Genomic DNA, 21,482 nt, shown 5'->3' on the forward strand with positions numbered 1-21,482 from the left:
CGCTATCATGAAAAGGGGTTGTGTTCGGTGGAACCAATCCCTTTTTTGTTGCGCAGGCAGTCAGGGTGATGGGCTGTCGACCATGAAGCAGCAATAGCGGCATTTTCTTTGCTTTAAAAACGCGAATTGAAATTCAGCAGGTGAGATCGGCGATGACTGAACCTTCAATGGAGATGTTGTGGCGCAGTGGGCATATCTCTGGCGGCAATGCCAACTATGTCGAGGCGCTTTACGACAGCTATCTGCGCGACCCCAACAGTGTGCCCGAGGCGTGGCGAAACTACTTCGACTCGCTGCCGCAGGTGGCGAATGTGGTGGTGCAGGATGTGCCCCATTCGACGATCCGTGAGCAGTTTCTGCAAATCGGACGACAGGCGCATCGCGGCGAATTGGCGCTGGCTGCCGACCGTGACCATCAGCAGCTCCAGGTCAGGGTGCTGCAACTGATCGATGCCTATCGCCATCGGGGGCATCAGAAGGCGCGGCTCGACCCGCTGGGCCTGCAGCAGCGGCCGGCCGTGCCCGATCTGGAGCTGACCTACCATGGCCTGTCGGCCGCGGATTTCTCCACCCGGTTCCAGACTGGTGCACCGTCGCTGGCGCAAGGCGAAGCCACGCTGAAGGAGATCGTCGAGGCGCTGGAACAGACCTACTGCCAGACCGTGGGCGTCGAGTACATGCACATCGTCGACAGCCAGCAGAAGCTCTGGCTGCAACAGCGGCTGGAGAGCGTTCGCTCCCATCCCGACTACAGCGTCGAGGTGAAGCACCACCTGCTGGAGCGGCTGGTCGCGGCTGAGGGGCTGGAGAAGCTGCTGGGATCGCGCTTTCCCGGCACCAAGCGCTTTGGGCTGGAGGGTGGAGAGAGCCTGATCCCGCTGGTCGATGCACTGATTCAGCGCGCGGGAGGCTACGGCGCCAAGGAGATCGTGATCGGCATGGCCCACCGTGGTCGCTTGAACGTACTGGTCAACAACTTCGGCAAGAATCCTGCCGAACTGTTCGAGGAGTTCGAGGGGCTGCATGCCCATGGTGCCGGCTCCGGCGACGTCAAGTACCATCAGGGCTTCTCTTCCAATGTGATGACATCGGTCGGACAGACCCATCTGGCGCTGCTGTTCAACCCTTCGCACCTGGAGATCGTCACCCCGGTCGTCGCCGGATCGGTGCGGGCACGGCAGGACCGCCGCAACGACCCGCTGGGCAACCAGGTGGTGCCGGTGGCGATCCATGGCGATGCCGCTTTTGCCGGCCAGGGGGTGGTGATGGAGACGCTGCAGATGTCGCAGGTGCGTGGTTACCGCATCGGCGGCACCATTCACATCATCGTCAACAACCAGGTCGGTTTCACCACCAGTCGGGCCGATGATGCCCGCTCCACCGAGTACTGCACCGACGTGGCCAAGATGGTGCAGGCACCGATCTTCCATGTGAATGGCGATGACCCCGAGGCGGTGCTGTTCGTGACCCAGTTGGCGGTCGACTACCGCGAAACCTTCAGGCGTGATGTGGTGATCGACATGGTCTGTTACCGCCGCCGTGGCCACAACGAAGCCGACGAGCCTTCCGGCACCCAGCCGCTGATGTACGCCAAGATCCGCACGCTGCCGAGCACGATGCAGCTCTACTCCGACAGGCTGGTCAACAGCGGGGTGATCAGCCGCGAGCTGGTCGATGCCTGGATCGCCGACTACCGCAAGGCGCTGGAGGAGGGCAGGCATGTCGCCAAGAGTCTGGTCACCGAACCCAATCTCAAGCTATTCGTCGACTGGACACCCTACCTCGGCCATGACTACTGGTCGGCCACCGCCGACACCCGTTTCGAATTGAGGCAGCTGCAACAGCTGGCGGCGGAGGTCTGCAAGGTGCCCGAGGGGGTGGTGGTGCAGAAACAGGTGGACAAGATCATCGACGATCGCCGCAAGATGATCGCCGGTGCACTGCCGCTGAACTGGGGTTTTGCCGAGACGATGGCCTATGCCACCCTGTTGACCGAGGGCCATCCGGTGCGGCTGATGGGGCAGGACAGCGGTCGGGGCACCTTTTCGCACCGGCACGCGGTGATTCATAACCAGAAAGATGGATCGCCCCATGTGCCGCTGGCGAACATTCCGGGCGTGACGGCACGCTTCACGCTGCATGATTCATTGCTGTCGGAAGAGGCAGCGCTGGCCTTCGAGTATGGCTACGCCACCACCAATCCGCGGGCACTGGTGATCTGGGAGGCGCAGTTCGGCGACTTCGTCAATGGCGCCCAGGTGGTGATCGACCAGTTCATCGCCAGTGGCGAGACCAAGTGGGGGCGTCTCTGCGGTCTGGTGATGTTCCTGCCGCACGGCTATGAAGGGCAGGGGCCCGAGCACTCCTCGGCGCGGCTGGAGCGCTTCATGCAGCTCTGTGCCGAGCACAACATCCAGGTCTGCATTCCAACGACGCCGGCACAGATCTTCCATCTGCTGCGGCGACAGATGCTGAGACCACTGCGCAAGCCGCTGATCGTGATGACGCCCAAGAGCCTGCTGCGGCACAAGCTGGCCATCTCGTCGCTGGAGGATCTGGCCGAGGGCGAGTTCAAGCTGGTGATTCCAGAGAGCGTCCCGCTCGAGGCCAGTCAGGTCAGGCGGATCGTGCTGTGCAGCGGCAAGGTCTACTACGATCTGATCGAGGCGCGCGAAGCGGCGCAGCGCGAGGATGCCGCGGTGATCCGCATCGAGCAGTTCTACCCCTTTCCACATGAGCAGCTGCAACAGGCGATGGCCCCCTTCGCACAGGCGCAGCAGGTGATCTGGTGCCAGGAAGAGCCGATGAATCAAGGGGTCTGGTACAGCAGCCAGCATCACATGAGCCATGTCCTGGGCCGGCTCAATCCAGGCTGGAAGCTCGACTATGTCGGCCGTGAGGCCTCGGCGGCACCGGCGACCGGTTACCTGAGCCTGCATGTCGAGCAACAGCAGCGGCTGGTCAAAGAGGCCCTGGGGCTCTGATCGATTCAATGATTTGCACTGATGACAGGAACAACCATGATGCTGGAAATTAAAGCGCCGAGTTTTCCGGAGTCGATCTCCGACGGTACTGTGGCCACTTGGCACAAGAAGGTGGGCGAGGCGGTGTTGCGCGATGAAGTGCTCGTCGACATCGAAACCGACAAGGTGGTGATGGAGGTGGTGGCACCGGCGGATGGCCGGTTGAGCGAAATCCTGAAGCCGGAGGGTGAGACGGTGCTCAGCACCGAGCTGATCGGACTGTTCGAGGCAGGCAGTGCCCTGACCGGGACGCAGCCCAGTGCCGAACCGCCGGCAGCGGCCGCCGCGCAATCGCAGCAACCGCTGGTCAATCCTGCCGCCCGCCGACTGGTGCAGGCGCATGGGTTGACGCCGGAGCAGATCGCCGCCACCGGCAAGGGGGGGCGTCTCACCAAGGGCGATGTGTTGCAGCATCTCGAACAGGGTCAGCCGCCGGCGCAACCGGTACCGGCTGTTTCTACCGCCACCTCGCCGCGTGCCGCCGAACCGGCTGTCGTGGCCGAGTCGGGTGCGCGGATCGAAAAGCGCGTACCGATGACCCGGCTGCGCGCCAGCGTCGCCAGACGGCTGGTCGAGGCGCAGCAGACGGCGGCGATGCTGACCACCTTCAATGAGGTCAACATGCAGCCGGTGATGGAGTTGCGCACCAAGTACAGGGATCAGTTCGAGAAGCGCCATGGGGTGCGGCTCGGTTTCATGTCCTTCTTCGTGCGCGCCTCGGTCGAGGCATTGAAGCGGTTTCCGGCGGTGAATGCCTCGATCGACGGCAATGACATCGTCTACCACGGTTACCAGGACATCGGCGTGGCGGTCTCGACCGACCGCGGACTGGTGGTGCCGATACTGCGCGATGCCGCACAGATGAGCCTGGCCAGGATCGAGGCGCAGGTGCGCGACTATGGCCTGAAGGCGCGTGATGGCAAGCTGACCATCGAGGAGATGCAGGGCGGTACCTTCACCCTCTCCAATGGCGGTGTTTTTGGTTCGCTGCTGTCGACGCCGATCCTCAATCCGCCGCAGACCGCCATTCTCGGCATGCACAAGGTGCAGGAGCGACCGATGGCGGTCGATGGCAAGATCGAGATTCTGCCGATGATGTATCTGGCGCTGAGCTACGACCATCGTCTGATCGATGGTCGCGAGGCGGTACAGTTCCTGGTCGCCATCAAGGATTTTCTCGAAGATCCCGCACGCATCCTGCTGGATCTGTAAAGGCCCGTGACAGGGGATCAATCACCACCACGCTGGAGAAAAGCTCATGGCAGGCAAGTTTGATGTGATCGTCATCGGCGCCGGTCCGGCCGGCTATGTGGCCGCGATCAAGTGCGCGCAGTTGGGCCTCAGCACCGCCTGTGTCGAGCAGTGGCGTCGTGATGGGCAGACCGTGCTGGGTGGCACCTGCCTCAATGTCGGCTGCATTCCCTCCAAGGCGCTGCTCGAATCGGCCCACAAGTACCGTGAGGCGAAAGAGCAACTCGCCGACCATGGCGTGCTGGCCAAAGAGGTGTCGCTCGATCTGGCGACCATGATGGCGCGCAAGGAGAAGATCGTCGGCAATCTCACGGGCGGCATCCAGGCGCTGTTCAAGGGCAACGGCGTCACCACGCTGGCCGGTCGCGGCCGGCTGCTGGCGGGCAAGCGGGTCGAGGTGACCGATGCCGCTGGCGCGGTCGAGGAGTACGAGGCCGAACATGTCATCATCGCTGCCGGTTCCGAGCCGATTCCGATTTCACAGGCGCCACTGGATGGTCACCATGTGGTCGACTCCTCGGCCGCGCTGGCCTTTGAAGAGGTGCCGAAGCGGCTGGGTGTGATCGGTGCCGGTGTCATCGGTCTGGAGCTGGGCAGTCTGTGGAGTGCGCTGGGTGCCGAGGTGGTGCTGCTCGAGGCGCAGGAGCGCTTCCTGCCGATGGTCGATCAGCGCATCGCCAAGGAGGCGCAGAAGCTGCTGACCCGGCAAGGGCTCACGATCCAACTGGGTGCCCGGGTGACCCACACCGAGGTCAAGGAGGGCGAAGTGCTGGTCAGGTACAGCAACGCCAAGGGCGATCAGGCGCTGCGGGTCGATCGCCTGATTGTTGCGGTGGGTCGCCGGGCGCAGACGGCCAACCTGCTGGCGGCCGATTGCGGTGTCAACCTCGATGAACGGGGCTCGATCTTCGTCAACGACCACTGCCGCACCGACGTGCCAGGGGTCTATGCGATCGGCGACGTCGTGCGTGGTCCGATGCTGGCGCACAAGGGCATGGAGGAGGGCATCATGGTGGCCGAGCGCATCGCGGGTCAACTGAGCCAGGTCAACTACGACTGCATCCCGTCGGTGATCTACACCCAGCCCGAAGTGGCCTGGGTGGGTGACACCGAAGAGGTGCTCAAGGCGCGCGCCGAACCGTACAAGGTCGGCAGTTTCGCCTTTGCCGCCAATGGTCGCGCCTTGGCCGCGCATCAGTCCGAAGGGTTGGTGCGGGTGCTGGCCCATGCCGAGAGCGATCGGGTTCTTGGCGTTCACATCATCGGCCCGCAGGCGTCGGAGCTGATCGCGCAGGCGGTGGTGGCGATGGAATTCTCTGCCAGTGCCGAGGATCTGGCGTTGACGGTCTTTGCCCATCCCACTCTCTCCGAGGCGGTTCACGAGGCGGCATTGTCAGTCAATGGCCAGGCGATTCACGCAGTGAACCGGGCAAGAAAGTAGCCACCCGGTGGTCGATCACGGAAATTTTCATTCAACCAGACGGACGGAAGTAACGAGATGAATCTGCATGAATATCAGGCCAAGCAGCTGTTTGCCGAGTATGGCCTGCCGGTGTCGAAGGGGGTGGTGGCCGACAGTGCCGCCGCCGCAGTCGAGGCGGCCAGCCTCATCGGCGGCGAACAGTGGGTGGTCAAGGCGCAGGTCCATGCCGGCGGGCGCGGCAAGGCGGGTGGCGTCAAACTGGTGCGCAGCAAGGCCGAGATCGAACAGTTTGCCCAGCAGTGGCTCGGCAAGCGGCTGGTGACCTATCAGACCGATGCCGATGGGCAGCCGGTCAACCAGATTCTGATCGAGAACTGCACCGACATCGACCGCGAGCTCTATCTGGGTGCAGTGGTCGACCGTGCATCGCAGCGGGTCGTCTTCATGGCGTCGAGCGAAGGTGGGGTCGAGATCGAAAAGGTGGCCGAGCGCAGCCCGGAGAAGATCCTGCAGGCGATCATCGATCCACTGGTCGGCGCACAGCCCTACCAGGCGCGGGAGATCGCCTTCCAGCTCGGCCTCAATGACAAGCAGGTCAAACAGTTCACCGACCTGTTCGTGCGCCTGAGCCGGCTGTTCCATGAGTGCGATCTGGCACTGCTGGAGATCAACCCGCTGGTGATCACCCAACAGGGCGACCTGCACTGTCTCGATGCCAAGATCAACATCGATGGCAATGCACTCTACCGGCAGCCGAAACTGAAGGCGCTGCATGACCCGAGCCAGGAGGATGCCCGCGAGCGCGAGGCCGCGGCCTGGGAGCTCAACTATGTCGCGCTGGAGGGCAACATCGGCTGCATGGTCAATGGCGCTGGTCTGGCGATGGGCACCATGGACATCATCAAGCACCATGGCGGCAATCCGGCCAACTTCCTCGATGTCGGCGGCGGTGCGACCAAGGAGCGGGTCAGCGCGGCTTTCAAACTGATTCTGTCCGATGAGAAGGTCAAGGCGGTGCTGATCAACATCTTTGGCGGCATCGTGCGCTGCGACCTGATCGCCGAGGGGGTGATCGGTGCGGTCGAGGAGGTGGGCGTCAAGATTCCGGTCGTGGTGCGGCTGGAGGGCAACAACGCCAGACTGGGCGCACAGATACTGGCCGATAGCGGCCTCAACATCATTGCTGCACAGAGTCTGACCGACGCAGCACAACAGGTCGTCAAGGCCGCGGAGCGTCAGCCATGAGCATTCTGATCGACAAAGACACCAAGGTGCTCTGCCAGGGCTTCACCGGCGCGCAGGCGACGCTCCATTCCGAGCAGGCGCTCGACTATGGCACCCGACTGGTGGGCGGCGTGACGCCGAACAAGGGCGGCCAGACCCATCTGGGCCTGCCGGTGTTCAATACCATGCGTGAGGCGGTCGAGGCGACGGCCGCCGATGCTTCGGTCATCTACGTGCCGGCGCCGTTCTGCAAGGATTCGATCCTCGAAGCGGCCCACTCCGGCGTCAAGCTGGTGGTCTGCATCACCGAGGGCATCCCGACCCTCGACATGTTGCAGTGCAAGCTGGTGTGCGACCGGCTGGGTGTCCGGCTGATCGGCCCCAACTGTCCCGGTGTCATCACCCCCGGCGAGTGCAAGATCGGCATCATGCCCGGCGACATCCATCTGCCCGGCAAGGTCGGCATCGTCTCCCGCTCCGGCACCCTCACCTATGAGGCGGTCAAGCAGACCAGCGACTTCGGCTTTGGCCAGAGCAGTTGCGTCGGCATCGGTGGCGATCCGATTCCGGGCAGCAGCTTCATCGACATCCTGGGACTGTTCCAGGCCGACCCCGGGACCGAGGCGATCGTCATGGTCGGCGAGATCGGTGGCAGCGCCGAGGAGGAGGCTGCCCGCTTCATCAAGCAGCATGTCACCAAACCGGTGGTCTCCTACATCGCCGGCGTCACCGCGCCAGCCGGCAAGCGGATGGGCCACGCCGGCGCCATCATCTCCGGCGGCAAGGGCACTGCGGCCGAAAAGTTCGCCGCGCTCGAAGCAGCTGGTGTGCGCACCGTGCGCAGTCTGGCCGACATCGGCAAGGCGATTGCCGAGGTGACCGGCTGGTAGAGCGCGTGACGCCGCTGGGAATCGAAGGGGCGGTTGCCGCAGGGTGACCGCCCCTTTCGTTACGGTCCAGTCAGCATCGAGTCGAACCTGCGGCTGGGCCATGCAGCGGACGATCGGCTTGAAAAGCCCGGCAACTCCCCCATATTCCCCAGTCAAATCCATCGTTCGAACAGCGCGGCCGGGCACTGCCTCCGCGCCCTGCAAGGAGTCGTCTGACCACATGAGTGCACCACAGCAAGCGCAAACCTACGGATTCCAGACCGAAGCGAAGCAACTGCTTCATCTGATGATCCATTCGCTCTACAGCAACAAGGAGATCTTTCTGCGCGAGCTGATCTCCAACGCCTCCGACGCCGCGGACAAGCTGCGTTTTGCCGCCCTCGCCGACAGTTCGCTCTACGAGAACGATCCCGAGCTCAGGATCTGGATCGACTGCGATGCCGACGCGCGCACCGTGACCGTGACCGACAACGGCATCGGCATGAGCCGTGACGAGGTGATCGCCCATCTCGGGACCATCGCCAAGTCGGGCACCGCGGAGTTTCTGCGCTCGCTGACCGGCGACCAGCGCAAGGACTCCAGCCTGATCGGCCAGTTCGGTGTCGGCTTCTACTCGGCCTTCATCGTGGCCGACCGGGTGGAGGTGTTCAGCCGCAAGGCGGGTCTTCCGGCGCAGCAGGGGGTGCATTGGCAGTCACAGGGCGAGTCGGAGTTCTCGGTCGCACCGGTCGAATTGCCGCAGCGCGGCACGCGGGTGGTGCTGCATCTGAAGGAGGATGAGGCGGAATTTTCCGAGCACTTTCGCCTGCGGCACATCATCAAGACCTACTCCGACCACATTGCGCTGCCGGTGATGATGCGGGCCGAGGCGACCGGTGATGCAGAGGAGCAGCCGAGTGAAACGCCCGACTATGAGCAGGTCAATGTGGCCAAGGCGCTCTGGAGCCGGCCGCGCAACGAGATCGACGAGGCCGAGTATCAGGAGTTTTACAAGCATGTCGCCCACGACTTCGAGAACCCGCTGGCCTGGAGCCACAACCGGGTCGAGGGGAAGCTCGAATACACCAGCCTGCTCTATCTGCCGCGGCGTGCGCCCTACGACCTGTGGAACCGCGACCGCCAGCGTGGACTCAAGCTCTACGTGCAGCGCGTCTTCATCATGGACGATGCCGAGCAGTTTCTGCCGCTCTACCTGCGCTTCATCAAGGGGGTGATCGACTCCAATGACCTCTCGCTGAACGTCTCGCGGGAGATTCTGCAGAAGGATCCGGTGATCGACTCGATGCGCGCGGCGCTGGTCAAGCGGGTGCTCGACATGCTCGACAAACTGGCCGAGGAGCAGCCGCAGGAATATCAGACCTTCTGGGAAGAGTTCGGCACCGTGCTGAAAGAGGGACTGGCCGAGGACCACGCCAACCGTGAACGCATCGCCGCGCTGCTGCGCTTTGCCTCGACCCAGGGCGATGGCGCGCGGCAGGTGCGTTCGCTGAAAGAGTATCTGGCGGCAATGAAACCGGCACAGCAGCAGATCTACTACCTGACCGCCGAGAGCTTCGCTGCCGGCAGCAACAGCCCCCATCTGGAGATCTTCCGCAAGAAGGGGGTCGAGGTGCTGATTCTGTCCGACCGGATCGATGAATGGGTGATGGGCCACCTGCATCAGTTCGAGGGCAAGCAGTTCCAGGATGTCTCGCGTGGTGACCTCGACCTGACGGCGCTGGAGGACGAGGCCGACAAGAGTGCGCAGCAGGCCCAGGCCAAGGAGTACGAGACATTGCTGGAGCGGGTCAAGGCACAGCTTGCCGAGCGGGTCAAGGCGGTGCGGTTGACCCACCGGCTGACCGACTCGCCAGCCTGTCTCGCCAGTGACGAAGCCGACCTGGGTGGCCAGATGCGGCGGATGATGCAGGCCGTCGGCCAGAAGCTGCCCGAGAGCACCCCTTACTTCGAGCTCAATCCCGACCATCCGCTGATCGCCCGACTGAAGCAGCAGCCCGAGGGTGAGCGCTTTGCCGACCTGGTCGAGATCCTGTTCGATCAGGCACGCCTGGCCAACGGTGAGCAGCTGGCCGAGCCGGGCCGTTACAGTGCGCGGCTCAATCGGTTGCTGAGTGATCTGCTGGGGTGAGTTTCGACGTGCACCGTCTCCATGAGGTGGCGGGCGCGGCTTCAGATCGATCCGGAACGAACATGTCTGAATCCGCCCTCTCCCGCATGCGGGAGAGGGGCTGGGGTAGAGGGACATGCTCCAGACTTCTTCTGACCGGATCAATGAGAGAAACCCAAAAAAGAACCCGGCCTTGGCCGGGTTCTTTTTTGGGTGAAGCGCGGTGGTCAGCCGGCTGGCGTGCTCGGATTGCGCAGCCTGGCGGGCAGCAGCCAGCGTGCCAGGGCCGGGATCACCAGGATGGCGCCGATCATGTTCACGATGAACATGAAGGTGAGCAGAATGCCCATGTCAGCCTGGAACTTCAGGTCGGAGAATATCCAGGTTGCCACGCCGACCGCCAACGTTGCGGCGGTGAACATCACCGGCTTGCCGGTCAGCTTCAGGGCGCGGTAGAGCGACTCCTGCAGTCCCAGACCTTCGTTCAGGAAGTCGGCCATCCGGCTGTAGAGGTAGATGCCGTAGTCGACCCCGATGCCGATCCCCAGTGCCACCACCGGCAGCGTGTTCACCTTGAGACCGATGTTCAGATAGGTCATCAGCGCATAGCAGAGCGAAGAGACATAGAGCAGCGGAATCATCAGACAGGCGGTGACCATCACCGAGCGGAAGCTCAGCAGCACCAGCAGGGCGATCGCGCCATGGACATAGGCCATGATCGGCTCCTGTGCCGCATGCACGGCCTGGTTGGTGGCGGCGATGATGCCGACGTTGGCCGAGGCCAGCCGCGGATTGAACTTCTCCTTCGGCAGGCCGGAATCATACTTCTCCAGTGCGCGGACGATGGTCTCCACCGTGTCGGCCTTGTGGTCTTTGGTGTAGATCAGCAGCGGCATGGCGGTGCATTCGGCATCCATCAGCCCGCTGCTGGTCTCCATGTAGCGCAGCGCACCCGACAGGTTGTACTGGTTGCGCATCAGGGTCTCCCACCTCGGTGACCCCTCGTTGTTGCCACCGGTGACGATCTTCATCGCTTCCGACAGCGACAGCACCGACTGCACGCCCGGCAGGTTCTGTGCGAACCAGTGCAGTTCATCCATCGCGACCATGGTGTCATAGTCGATGCAGGCATTCTTCGGCGTCTCGACGATCACCGACAGCACATCCACACCGATGGCGAATTTGCTGGTGACCATCTTGGTGTCGAGGTTGTAGCGGGCATCCTCGCGCAGTTCGGAGACCCCGGCATGCAGGTCGCCGACCTGAAGGCCCTGGCTGTAGAAGTGGGCCATGACCGTGGTGATGGCAATGATCACCAGTGTCGGAATCGACCAGGCGGTGGTTGCGAACTTCGAGAGGGTGCGCCACAGGCCGTCGCGCTTGCTCTCTGCCGCCACCCGCTTCTGCCGGTACTGCTCGATGTTGGGCAGGTTGATGAACGACAGCAGGATCGGCAACAGCAGCAGGTTGGTCAGGATGATGATGGTGACGCCGATGCTGGCGGTGATGCCCATCTCCTGGATGATGCCGATGTTGATCATCAGGATGGTGACGAAACCGAGAATGTTGCAGAGCACCGCGATGCTTCCGGGGATCAGCAGGCGGCGGAAGGTGCGGCGGGCGGCACTGTAGCCATCGACGCCCTGGGTCCTGGTATTGACCGGCACCACAGGATGGTGGACATCCTGCTCGTTGGCACCATAGAGCACCTCGCCGATCCAGCCGCTGACCATCTGCACGCTGTGACTGACGGCGATGGCGAAGATCAGAAAGGGCACCAGGATGCTCATCGGGTCGATGCCGAAGCCGAACAGGCTCAATGTGCCGAGCTGCCAGATCACCGCCACCGACGAGCAGAGCAGCGGCATCAGGGTGAGCTGAATCGAGCCGGAGTAGAGCCACAGCAGCACCCCGGTGACGACGAAGGCGATGCCGAAGAAGGCGATCACGCTGCGGGCACCTTCGGCAATATCACCGATCGACTTGGCAAAGCCGAGAATGTGCACACTGACGTTGTCGTTCTCGAAGCGCTGGCGAATCTTCTCTTCGAGATCCTTGGAGACCTGCTGATAGTCGAGCTTCTTGCCGGTGATCGGATCGCGATCGAGCAGTTCGGCACGAATCAGCGAGCCGGTGAAGTCGAAGGTGACCAGACGGCCCAGTTCGCCCGATTTGATGATGTTCTGGCGGGCGATCTCCAGCCACTCCGGTGTCGGCTGGAACTCGGCCGGAATCACGTTGCCACCGGCAAAGCCATCCTCGACGAATTCGGTGAAGCGCACATTGGGGGTGAAGATCGAAGTCACCTTCGACTTGTCGACCCCGGGCAGAAAGAAGACCTCATCCGACGCCTCGTGCAGGGTGGTGAAGAACTCCGGTGTGAAGATGTCACCTTTCTTCTGCATCAATGCGACGATGATCTGGTTGCCGCCACCGAACTTGGCGCTGTAGTCGATCAGCGTCCGCATGTAGGGGTGCTTGTAGGGCAGCAGTTTGACGAAACCGGCCTCCATGCGCAGGCTCATCGCCTTGTAGCCCATGAAGGCGGTGATGAGCGCGAAGATCACCAGAATCGCCACACGATTGGCGAAAACCAGTTTTTCCGTCAGCAGGGTGAATCGATCTCTTAGCATGACAAAATCCTTCCGTTGGTCCGTTCGCAATGACGGCGGTTGTTGTTATCTGACCTTGAGCGGCTGGGCACCGCGGGCGCCGAACAGCAGCACCTCGGTGTCACTCAGCGGCAGCACGGAGACCAGGTTGCCATAACCGGGATAGGGCACTTTCTTGAACTGTTGATCAGCGGATGCCTTCACCAGCACGGTGCCGCCACCGCCCACGACCACCACGTCGCCATTCGGCAACTCGGCGCTGTCGAACAGGTTGCGGGTCAGGTCGGTCTTCAGCTCTTCCCACGAATCACCGCGGTCGTTCGACTGGTAGATATGACCGCGCAGGCCGTAGATCAGAATCTGCTGATCAGGCCCGACGCTGTTGGCGCCGAACAGTGAACCGACGTAGGGCGATTCGAGCGCGGTCCAGGTTTCGCCCATGTCATCGGAGCGCAGCAGATTGCCCGCTTCGCCGACGATCAGCAGACCCTCCTTGATCTTGATCAGCGCGTTGAAGTGCCAGTCGGCCTCCTCGACCTCTGCGGCTTCCCAACTGCTGCCGCCGTCGCTGGTCTTCAGCATCAGGCCATAGGCGCCGACCGCGATGCCATGCTGGGCATCCAGAAACAGCACATCGAGCAGCGGTTTTTCGAGTGCGGCGTCCTCATGTTGCAGCTCCCAGCTGTTGCCGCCATCGCGGGTGTGCAGGATCACCGCATCATGACCGACGGCCCAGCCCTCCTGATCGGAGACGAAGTCCACCGCCGTCAGCAGCATCCGGGTGGGGACCGCTGCCTGGCTGAAGCTCTTGCCCTGGTCGTCGCTGTAGACGATGTGGCCACGGGTGCCGACCGCGACGATCCGCTGGCCGGCCAGCGTCGAATCAGTCAGCAGTGTCTTGCTGGAGAGGGGCGAGGCGGTGGATGGGCGCTGCAGCGATTCGGCTGCGAATGCTGGCAGCGTGGATGAGAGCGAGAACAGCGTTGCAAGCACACAAAACCACGTGCGCAGCCTTGGCCGGTGGTCCATGGAGAAATCTCCTTTGTGGAGTCGTTATTGTTGGGTCTGCGTCGAGGTGGATCGACCCGGAGCGGGCTGCTCGACGTCGGCCATTTTGAGGTGGCGCCCCCAATCCGGTCAATCGAGCCGGTTGGGGGCGCTCGCTGGCAAGGCGCGCTGGCTCAGCGCACGCCCTCCTGACGCAGGGCGTCTGGGGTGTAGCGCTCAGGACCGGCACGGAAGCTGTTGTCGGGCGGGGTGTCCTCGTTGTCGAGGCCGACCGCCAGATAGCGCCCTGACTGCAGGTCGTAGTGGATCTCGGCGGTGTTGGTGGCCATCAGGACATCATAGGAGTTGATCACATGCCCCTCCGTCATCCGCCACAGTTGATCGCGTTTGTCGTAGTGATCCATGACGGCGATCTGCCAGCTGTCTTCGTCCATGAAGAAGACCCGCTTCTTGTAGATGTGGCTGGTGTCGGGCTTCAGGTCGCCCTCGACATGCCAGACCCGGTGCAGTTCATAGCGGGCCAGATCCTGGTTGATGTGGCCCGGGCGGATGACATCGGCCACCTTCACCTTGTCGGTGTGGAGCATGTAGGCGTTGTAGGGGATGAACATCTCCTTCTTGCCGACCAGCTTCCAGTCGTAGCGGTCGATCTTGCCGTTGTACATGCCCAGCTGGTCACTGGTGGCCAGGCCATCACCGCCGGTCTTGGGGTTGTCGTACTGCACCTGCGGCGCGCGGCGCACGCGGCGCTGACCGGGGTTGTAGGACCAGATGCGTCGTGCCTGACCATCCTGGTGGATGCCGTCGAGGATCAGGATCACGCCGCCGGCGGTCTTGGGTGGCGCCATCACCGACTGCAGGAAGTAGAAGACATCCCTCTCGCCGGTCATGGTCTCGGGGGTGTTGCCCTCCTTCGACCAGTCGCTGAGGATCTCCTCGACGATCTTGCTGGTCTGGTAGTCGCCGGTCGAGGTCACCACGGTGCTGTTGGCCCAGCGGCGGGTGCCCAACTCCCGCGGCTTGCTGCTGTAGCTCATCATCGCTTCGTTGGCGGTGTGCGGAATCGGGAAGGCCCAGGTGATCTTGCCGCCATGGAAGTCGATGCCCGACGGGTTCATCTCGGCATTGGCGGCGTTGTAGAGCGCTGCCTCGTAGATGTAGGGCTTGAACGAGGCCGAGCGCCGCGATGGGTAGATGTTCATCTTGTAGTCGGGGTAGCGCTCGAACATTGCCACCTGACCGGGGCTCAGCTTGTCGGCATACTGCTTGTAGTTCTGCGCGGTGATGGTGAAGAGCGGCTTGTCGGCGGCAAAGGGGTTGTCGAGCCACTGCCCTTTGGGCACATCCTTCTGCGGCAGACCGCCGGTCCAGGCCGGGATGCTGCCATCGGCGTTGCCGGCGCGAATCGCTCCGACCGGGGTCAGCTCGGTGCCCTCCAGGCCGATCTTCTTCAGCTCTTCAGGGGTGGCCTTGGCCAGCAGCGTGGCAGGCAGCAGGCTCAGTGCCGCTGCCAGGCCGATGGGCAGGAATTCCTTCTTGTTCATGGTTGAGAGTCCTCGGTATTGCTGCGGGTCAGAAGTTGTATTTGGCGCTGAGGGCGAGGAAGTCGCGGTCAGCGACCGTATTGATGAGTGCACTGGCCGACCTGAATTCGGCGCCCCAGTTGCGGGTGTAGCCCAACTCGAAGGTCAGATAGTCGAGGTAGACCGCCTGTGCCGACAGCGTGGCCGACTTGCGGTCATTGAGGAAGGTGCCACTGGGCGCGCCGGGGGTGGTACCGGCGACGTCGTGGCGGAAGGCCAGTGTCGGGGTGAGCGTCATGTTCAGGAAGGCATCGGCATATTCGAGACTGCCACGGAACGCATAGCCCCAGGAGACCGAGTCATAGTTGCCGTAGTAGGTCTTGTCCGGCAGGTTGGCCAGGGCAACGGCCGGCTCGAACACCAGCGTCATCTTGTCGGCGGCGAAGGGGTTCTCTGAACCGACCTGATAGGTCAGCGTGAACTGCGCCTGGGTCAGGTTGCCTTCGTCATAGGGTGAGATCACCGTGTTGGGCGCGCCGCCCAGAATTCTGGGTATCACTGCTGAACTGTCACGCGCCAGGGGGGCGTCGGGGCGGAAGGAGATCTCGCCGCCCAGCGAGATGCCCAGGTCGCCCGGCAGGTCGGCATTGATGCTGAGGCCGTAGAGGTCGATGTCTTCCGGATAGAGCAGTTGGTAGTACGCAGTCGTCGGGCTGGCACCAGTCTTGGTCAGTGAAACATAAGGAGCAAAGCTGTGGTAGCGCAGGTGATACAGGCCCACTTCCGCGCTGTTGAGCGGTTCGATCACCGTGCGCAGCGCCACCCCGTAGGCGCCGCCATCGTCCGGCAGGATGTCGTTTCTGCGCGGAAGAGAGAGCCCAGGAATTCGGAGAAGATTGGGACCTTCACCGACCGCATCATTGGTGCTGAAGAAGGTGCCGACCGGGTCAAGGATGGTCTCGTTCCACTCCGAGTTGTAATAGGCCTCGATGCTGAACGCGCCGCCAAAATCCATCGATGCCCAGAGCATCGGCAGCGGCAGGTTCACCTCCTTCACTTCGACACCGGCGCCTCGGGCCTTGGTGGCATCGACCGGGTTGGTGCTGTTGATGCCATTGCCGATGAAGGTGCTCTCGCCCCAGTTGACCACCTGGCTGCCGAGGCGGGCGGTCAGTTTGGCGTTGCCAAATTCGAAGCTGTCATAGACAAAGGCGTCGAGCAGCAGGAACTTGTTGCTGAGCACATCCTCGGCCGCGTCGGAGATGCGTTCGTTGCCTTCGATCTTGGCGTCATAGACATAGTTGGCGCGGGTGAACAGACCCATCGAGCCGTAGCTCAGACCCAGTTCCGGCGTGATCTTGAGCGGGGTGGAGACCAGGTCGCCTTCGCTGAAATTCTGGTTGCCATAGCTGACCCTGCGTGCGTCTGCTTTCTGCGTACGCCAAGTGGCATTGAGGGTGGTCGAGGTGTCGAGGAAGCCCTTCATCTGCGGGTCTTCGAACTTGAACTGAAAGGCGTGGGCGTTGGCCGCTGTCAGCAGAATCGCGCTGGCGCAGAGGGTCGGCATGCCGAATCTGCTCAGCGCGGCGGCGCGAGGCGTCCTGTCATTGAGTGCGAGCATGAAGTCTCTCCTTATTGATGTTATCGACTTGGTGTCATCGACGGTGCCGAGGGTATAGGCGGTTGGCGCATCGCGCAAGCCGGATGCGCAGTTTTTGGCTGATTTCCAGAGCGATTGTCGTCGAAAGGGCCTTGCGGCAGGGGGACGACGGGTTGCATTGTTGACAAGGTGCGGCGCCGCCGGTAGATTGCGCGCCTCGGGCACATGGTCACGCCATGGCGTCTGATTGCCGAGGTGGTGAAATTGGTAGACACGCTAGCTTCAGGTGCTAGTGGGGGAAACCCCGTGGAGGTTCAAGTCCTCTCCTCGGCACCAACCGTGATCTGCATCCACAGCAGCATCTGAAATCTCCATGGTCCGCTCCAGCTCACGATTGCGGGTTGGGTTCCACCCCCATTTACCTTGACGACCAGCAGGGCGGCCTTGACGTTCCGGCGTCGGCATTGCGATGGGGTTTTCGGCCGCGTCGGCCAGAGGCGCAGTGTGGTCCGATCCGAATGGCTCAGCGTTGCGACAGGCTGTGCTGGCAGTGCAACAGGGTGGACTCTTTCAGCCAGTTGCGGTCTGGATAGTAGGCGAACAGGTATTGATCATCCTTGATGCTGTCGATCAGTGGCTGGGTGATCTCCAGTCGCACTGCCGGGCAGCCATGGCTGCGACCCAGGCGTCCGGTCCGGCTGATGAAGGTGTCACTGACATAGCCGGCGCCATGGATGACGATCGCGCGCTGGTAGGCGCGGTCATTGATGCCGGGCTCCAGTCCCTCCAGTCGCAATGAGTAGCCATTGCGCCCATGGTAGCTCTCCAGCGTGCGGAACAGCCCCAGGCTCGATTGAAAACTTTCAGGCCTGTTGGAAAAGAGGCTGGCCTGCAGGTCACCGGAACCGCGACCATGCGCAACCCGCTCCTTGAACAGCAGCCGCTGCCGGGCCAGATCGAAGACCCACAGGCGCGGTTCGGAGGAGGGCAGCGAGTAGTCGATCACTGCCAGCCGGTCGGCCCGTGGCGCGGCGCAGGAGAGGGCCTTGGCGGCCAGCCGCAGCATGACCGGATCGGCACCGGGCGCCAGGCGGGTCAGGAGGTGGTCGAGAGGCGGTTGCCGCAGGGTGGTGGAGTTGGCCGCGAAGGCTGTAGCGCCCACGAGCATCAGCAGGGTGGTCAGCACCGTGCGGCACCATGACAGAAATGGCCTGGGACATGTCATCGAAGCGTCATCCTCTGTTCTGCGTGAGGCCGTCATCCATGAGGGTCTTGCGATCCGGGTCTTTGGGTTGGACAGAGCGCACGGCATGGGTGTACTGCGGCAGCGGCGAGCACCATTATCGACAGGGGCAGCGGAGCGGCCAAATTTTTCTGTCGATCCGGCAAGGCATCTGATGAGCGATCTCGTCAGGCTGGCCGCTGTCGCGCTCCTGCTGCTGGGCGTGACCCTGCAGGGTGCCAGTGTGGTGGCCGAGCAGGATGACGATGCGGTGGCAGCCGGCATTGCCCGATTGTTGTCGGGGCAACAGCCTGAATTGCGCGGCTTTTATCAGGCGCGTGCTGGACGGCCGGCATGGCCTGATGACCAGGCGGTGGCTGCCTTGGCGGCGGCCATCGGAACCCTCGATGGCGATGGCCTGCGACCGGCTGATTACCACCCGACGGCACTGCTGCCGGCCTATCGGCTGGCGCAGGCGGCGGCTGAGCCGCTGGCGCGGGCACGCTTCGATCTGCAACTGAGCGAACTGTTGCTGACGGTGCTGCATCATGTGCAGCGTGGCAAGCTCGATCCGGCGGCGATCGATCCGAACTGGGAGCTGCCGCGCGCGGCACCGCGGCTCGATCTGGCTGCGGTGTCGCAGGCGGTCGATGCCCGGCAGTTCGATCAGCTCATTGCCGCTGTGCGGCCGGACCATCTGCTCCATGCGCGGTTGCGTTCCGCCCTGAAGCATTATCGTGACATCAAGTTGCAGGGTGGCTGGCCGATGCTGCCGGCCCGTCACGACGCACTGCATCCTGGTGATCGGGATGCCGATGTTCCGCTGCTGCGTCAGCGTCTGGCAATCGAGGAGGGCGCCGCACTGCCGGTATCGGGTGGCTGCAACCCTGCGGAGGCAGCGGTCGGGGGCCCGGACCCATACTGCCATGATGAAAACCTGGTCGCTGCGGTGCACCGTTTCCAGCGCCGCCACCTGCTGCGGGAGGATGGGATCGTCGGCAGGCAGACGCTGGCGGCGTTGAATGTGCCGGTGGCGACACGCATCGAGCAGATCCGGGCCAATCTGGAGCGGGCCCGCTGGCTGCTGCATGGCCTGCCGCGGACCTTCGTGCTGGTGGACATCGCCGGTTACCGGTTGAGCTATTTTCGCCCCGATGGGACGCTCTGGCAGAGCCGCATCATGGTGGGGCGGCCCTACCGCAGTACACCGATGCTGCGCTCGGAGATCAACCGCCTGACCTTCAATCCGACCTGGACGGTGCCGCCCACCATCCTGCGCGAGGACATGCTGCCGATGATCCGCAAGGATCCGGATTATCTGACGCGGGAGGACATCGAGGTCATTTCGCTGTCTGGAGCGCCGCTTGATCCACGACAGATCGACTGGTGGCATCCAGGCAATCTGCTGCTGCGGCAGCGTGCCGGTCCGCACAATGCGCTGGGGCGGGTGGCGATCCGTTTTCCCAACCGGCATGATGTCTATCTGCACGACACGCCGGCGCAGGGGCTGTTCAACCTCGATCGGCGCGCGATCAGCTCGGGTTGCATCCGGGTTGCCAATGCGCTGGAGCTGGCCCGTCTGCTGCTCGACGATGAGAAAAAGTGGAACCAGGCCGCGATCGATGAGCTGGTCGCCAGTGGGTTGACGCGTGAAGTCGCGCTGGCCCGACGCGTGCCGCTGATTCTGTACTACTGGACGGTGGCGGTCGATGCCGAGGGTGTGGTGAGTTTTCGTCCCGATATCTACCAGCGCGACGCGGCAGTGCTGGCGGCGCTGAACCGGCCGCTGGCCGCAGCAGCGCCGTCACACTGAGGGTGGGGCCCGGCCCTGGCTTTTTGCCGCTTGTTGCGTGCGGTTCAATCGCCGGGAAGGGTGTGGTGCAGCTTGACCGGAACGGCGCGGCGTGAGGCCCGGCGGATGTTCAGCACCTCGACCAGCACCGAGAAGCCCATCGCGAAATAGATGTAGCCCTTGGGAATGTGGACCTGGAAGGCCTCGCCGATCAGCGCCATGCCGATCATCGTCAGAAAGCTCAGCGCCAGCATCTTGATGCTGGGATGGCGGTCGACGAAGTCGGCGATGATGTGCGACATGAACATCATCATCAGCACGGCGATGACGATCGCCAGTGCCATCACGAAGAAGTCGTTGGCGAGGCCGACTGCGGTGATCACCGAGTCGAGCGAGAAGATGATGTCGATCAGTGCGATCTGGATCATGATGGAAACAATGCCCAGCTTCAGGTTGACGGTCGGTGCGTGCGCCTCTTCCTCTTCGCCTTCGAGGCTGTTGTAGATCTCCACGCTGCTTTTCCACAGCAGAAAGAGTCCACCGCCCAGCAAAATCAGGTCGCGGCCCGAGAAGCTCTGTTCCATCACCGTCAGCAGGGGTTCGGCAAGCTTCATCACCCAGGTGATCGAGAACAGCAGCGCGATGCGGGTCACCATCGCCAGAGCCAGCCCCAGGGTGCGGGCGCGGCGGCGCATTGACTCGGGCAGGCGCCCCACCAGGATGCTGATGAAGATGATGTTGTCGATGCCCAGCACGATTTCGAGAACGGTCAGGGTGACCAGCGCCAGCCAGGCACTCGGATCGGCGATCCATTCGAACATGAACGACTGCACTCGCGGTTGAATGATGTACGGTGAAGGTCGCCACTTTACCGCAAGCCGCATTGTGCTCAAAGCAGCAGTGCGCGGGGCTGGGCCTTTCAGGTCTGTTTCCGGTTTGTCAGCGTCGACCAGGAGGGCAATAATTGACGCCCCTGCCATCCCCCCATCGCAGATCCCTTATGAGCCGATCTTTGACCAACATGCTGAAAACGCTTGAAATCATGGCACGCCTGCGCGATCCGCAACAGGGCTGTCCCTGGGATGTCGAGCAGGATTTCAACACCCTGACCCCCTGCACGCTCGAAGAGGCCTATGAGGTGGTCGATGCGATCGAGCGCAATGACTTTGCCGGGTTGCAGGAGGAGCTGGGCGATCTGCTGCTGCAGATCGTCTTTTACTGCCAGATCGCCAGCGAGCGCGGATTGTTCGATTTCGAGGCGGTGGCCGGCAGCCTGAACGACAAGCTGATCCGCCGCCATCCCCATGTCTTTGCACAGGCGGAGCGGACCACGGCACAGGGGCAGCAGCTGCTGTGGGACGAGATCAAGCGGCAGGAGAAGGCCGGGCAACCCGAGCAGGGTCTGCTCGATTCGGTGCCGGCCAACCTGCCGGCACTCGCCGAGGCGCAGAAGCTGCAGAAGCGTGCCGCCAAGGTCGGTTTCGACTGGCCCGATGCCGAGCCGGTATTTGCCAAACTGCATGAAGAGGTCGACGAGGTGCGTGAGGCGATGGCGCTGGCTGATTCGGCCGCCTGCCTGGAGGAGGTGGGTGATCTGCTGTTCGTGGTGACCAATCTGGCGCGCCATCTGCGGGTGGATGCACAGCAGGCGCTGAGCCATGCCAACCACAAGTTCCGCCGCCGCTTCGGGCAGATGGAACAGATGGCCAGGGTGATGGAGCAGCGGCTGGAGGCGCTGTCACTCGATCAGCAGGAGCAGCTCTGGCAGCGCGCCAAGCAGAGCGAGTGACCGACGGGATGGGCGCGC

At 62.9% G+C, this 21,482-nt stretch carries 14 protein-coding genes and 1 tRNA gene; 9 read left to right on the forward strand and 6 right to left on the reverse strand.

Features of this window, described 5'->3' with window-relative positions:
- The first annotated feature begins 152 nt into the window (after positions 1-152).
- The 6 genes from H7A13_02990 to htpG all read left to right on the forward strand — a co-directional run bounded on the left by H7A13_02990 (position 153) and on the right by htpG (position 9,939).
- Positions 153-2,984 carry a 2-oxoglutarate dehydrogenase E1 component gene (locus H7A13_02990; GenBank protein ID MCP5332313.1) on the forward strand — a complete coding sequence of 944 codons (2,832 nt, stop codon included), beginning with the start codon at positions 153-155 and terminating at the stop codon, positions 2,982-2,984.
- Between the two features lie 36 nt (positions 2,985-3,020).
- Entirely contained in the window at positions 3,021-4,235 is a 1,215-nt protein-coding gene (gene odhB, locus H7A13_02995) for a 2-oxoglutarate dehydrogenase complex dihydrolipoyllysine-residue succinyltransferase (protein MCP5332314.1), read from the forward strand.
- A gap of 46 nt (positions 4,236-4,281) precedes the next feature.
- Positions 4,282-5,715 (forward strand): dihydrolipoyl dehydrogenase, encoded by a 1,434-nt coding sequence (lpdA, locus tag H7A13_03000; protein MCP5332315.1) that lies wholly within the window; start codon positions 4,282-4,284, stop codon positions 5,713-5,715.
- Between the two features lie 57 nt (positions 5,716-5,772).
- The gene (gene sucC, locus H7A13_03005; GenBank protein MCP5332316.1) at positions 5,773-6,942 is read left to right on the forward strand and encodes an ADP-forming succinate--CoA ligase subunit beta; all 1,170 of its coding nucleotides are present in this window, start codon (positions 5,773-5,775) and stop codon (positions 6,940-6,942) included.
- Entirely contained in the window at positions 6,939-7,811 is an 873-nt protein-coding gene (gene sucD / locus H7A13_03010) for a succinate--CoA ligase subunit alpha (protein MCP5332317.1), read from the forward strand. Before sucC ends, sucD begins: the two co-directional genes overlap by 4 nt.
- 220 nt (positions 7,812-8,031) lie before the next feature.
- Positions 8,032-9,939 (forward strand): molecular chaperone HtpG, encoded by a 1,908-nt coding sequence (htpG, locus tag H7A13_03015; protein ID MCP5332318.1) that lies wholly within the window; start codon positions 8,032-8,034, stop codon positions 9,937-9,939.
- A 206-nt stretch (positions 9,940-10,145) separates the two neighbouring features.
- On the opposite strand, the gene H7A13_03020 is transcribed toward htpG, so the two are convergent.
- The 4 genes from H7A13_03020 to H7A13_03035 form a co-directional block, all read right to left on the reverse strand.
- On the reverse strand, positions 10,146-12,551 hold the full coding sequence (locus tag H7A13_03020; protein MCP5332319.1) for an MMPL family transporter: 2,406 nt from the start codon (positions 12,549-12,551) through the stop codon (positions 10,146-10,148).
- A 45-nt stretch (positions 12,552-12,596) separates the two neighbouring features.
- Positions 12,597-13,523 carry a hypothetical protein gene (locus tag H7A13_03025; protein MCP5332320.1) on the reverse strand — a complete coding sequence of 309 codons (927 nt, stop codon included), beginning with the start codon at positions 13,521-13,523 and terminating at the stop codon, positions 12,597-12,599.
- A 188-nt stretch (positions 13,524-13,711) separates the two neighbouring features.
- Complete coding sequence (locus H7A13_03030) at positions 13,712-15,082, reverse strand: DUF1329 domain-containing protein (GenBank protein ID MCP5332321.1); 1,371 nt, start codon at positions 15,080-15,082, stop codon at positions 13,712-13,714.
- A 28-nt stretch (positions 15,083-15,110) separates the two neighbouring features.
- Entirely contained in the window at positions 15,111-16,682 is a 1,572-nt protein-coding gene (locus H7A13_03035) for a DUF1302 domain-containing protein (GenBank protein MCP5332322.1), read from the reverse strand.
- A 228-nt stretch (positions 16,683-16,910) separates the two neighbouring features.
- Between H7A13_03035 and H7A13_03040 the strand changes: the two genes are divergently transcribed.
- Positions 16,911-16,997, forward strand: a tRNA-Leu gene (locus H7A13_03040).
- Positions 16,998-17,184: 187 nt separating this feature from the next.
- Here H7A13_03040 and H7A13_03045 read toward each other — a convergent pair.
- Positions 17,185-17,886, reverse strand: a complete 702-nt coding sequence (locus H7A13_03045; GenBank protein ID MCP5332323.1) for a murein L,D-transpeptidase catalytic domain family protein — start codon at positions 17,884-17,886, stop codon at positions 17,185-17,187.
- 172 nt (positions 17,887-18,058) lie between these two features.
- Here H7A13_03045 and H7A13_03050 point away from each other — a divergent pair, with 172 nt between their 5' ends.
- Positions 18,059-19,696 carry a L,D-transpeptidase family protein gene (locus H7A13_03050; GenBank protein MCP5332324.1) on the forward strand — a complete coding sequence of 546 codons (1,638 nt, stop codon included), beginning with the start codon at positions 18,059-18,061 and terminating at the stop codon, positions 19,694-19,696.
- A gap of 44 nt (positions 19,697-19,740) precedes the next feature.
- Here H7A13_03050 and H7A13_03055 read toward each other — a convergent pair whose 3' ends face one another.
- Entirely contained in the window at positions 19,741-20,496 is a 756-nt protein-coding gene (locus H7A13_03055) for a TerC family protein (GenBank protein MCP5332325.1), read from the reverse strand.
- Between the two features lie 179 nt (positions 20,497-20,675).
- Here H7A13_03055 and mazG point away from each other — a divergent pair, with 179 nt between their 5' ends.
- Complete coding sequence (gene mazG / locus H7A13_03060) at positions 20,676-21,464, forward strand: nucleoside triphosphate pyrophosphohydrolase (GenBank protein ID MCP5332326.1); 789 nt, start codon at positions 20,676-20,678, stop codon at positions 21,462-21,464.
- Positions 21,465-21,482: the final 18 nt, after the last annotated feature.

Source organism: Pseudomonadales bacterium (assembly GCA_024234215.1).
Taxonomy (GTDB): Bacteria; Pseudomonadota; Gammaproteobacteria; order Pseudomonadales; family UBA5862; genus JACKOQ01.

Bases quoted from the DNA above. Each gene is read 5' to 3' on its own strand.
- sucD (MCP5332317.1), top strand. From the start codon at position 6,939: ATGAGCATTCTGATCGACAAAGACACCAAGGTGCTCTGCCAGGGCTTC.
- H7A13_03035 (MCP5332322.1), bottom strand. From the start codon at position 16,682: ATGCTCGCACTCAATGACAGGACGCCTCGCGCCGCCGCGCTGAGCAGA.
- H7A13_03050 (MCP5332324.1), top strand. From the start codon at position 18,059: ATGAGCGATCTCGTCAGGCTGGCCGCTGTCGCGCTCCTGCTGCTGGGC.
- H7A13_03030 (MCP5332321.1), bottom strand. From the start codon at position 15,082: ATGAACAAGAAGGAATTCCTGCCCATCGGCCTGGCAGCGGCACTGAGC.
- sucC (MCP5332316.1), top strand. From the start codon at position 5,773: ATGAATCTGCATGAATATCAGGCCAAGCAGCTGTTTGCCGAGTATGGC.
- lpdA (MCP5332315.1), top strand. From the start codon at position 4,282: ATGGCAGGCAAGTTTGATGTGATCGTCATCGGCGCCGGTCCGGCCGGC.
- mazG (MCP5332326.1), top strand. From the start codon at position 20,676: ATGAGCCGATCTTTGACCAACATGCTGAAAACGCTTGAAATCATGGCA.
- H7A13_02990 (MCP5332313.1), top strand. From the start codon at position 153: ATGACTGAACCTTCAATGGAGATGTTGTGGCGCAGTGGGCATATCTCT.
- H7A13_03055 (MCP5332325.1), bottom strand. From the start codon at position 20,496: ATGTTCGAATGGATCGCCGATCCGAGTGCCTGGCTGGCGCTGGTCACC.
- H7A13_03020 (MCP5332319.1), bottom strand. From the start codon at position 12,551: ATGCTAAGAGATCGATTCACCCTGCTGACGGAAAAACTGGTTTTCGCC.
- odhB (MCP5332314.1), top strand. From the start codon at position 3,021: ATGATGCTGGAAATTAAAGCGCCGAGTTTTCCGGAGTCGATCTCCGAC.
- H7A13_03045 (MCP5332323.1), bottom strand. From the start codon at position 17,886: ATGACATGTCCCAGGCCATTTCTGTCATGGTGCCGCACGGTGCTGACC.
- htpG (MCP5332318.1), top strand. From the start codon at position 8,032: ATGAGTGCACCACAGCAAGCGCAAACCTACGGATTCCAGACCGAAGCG.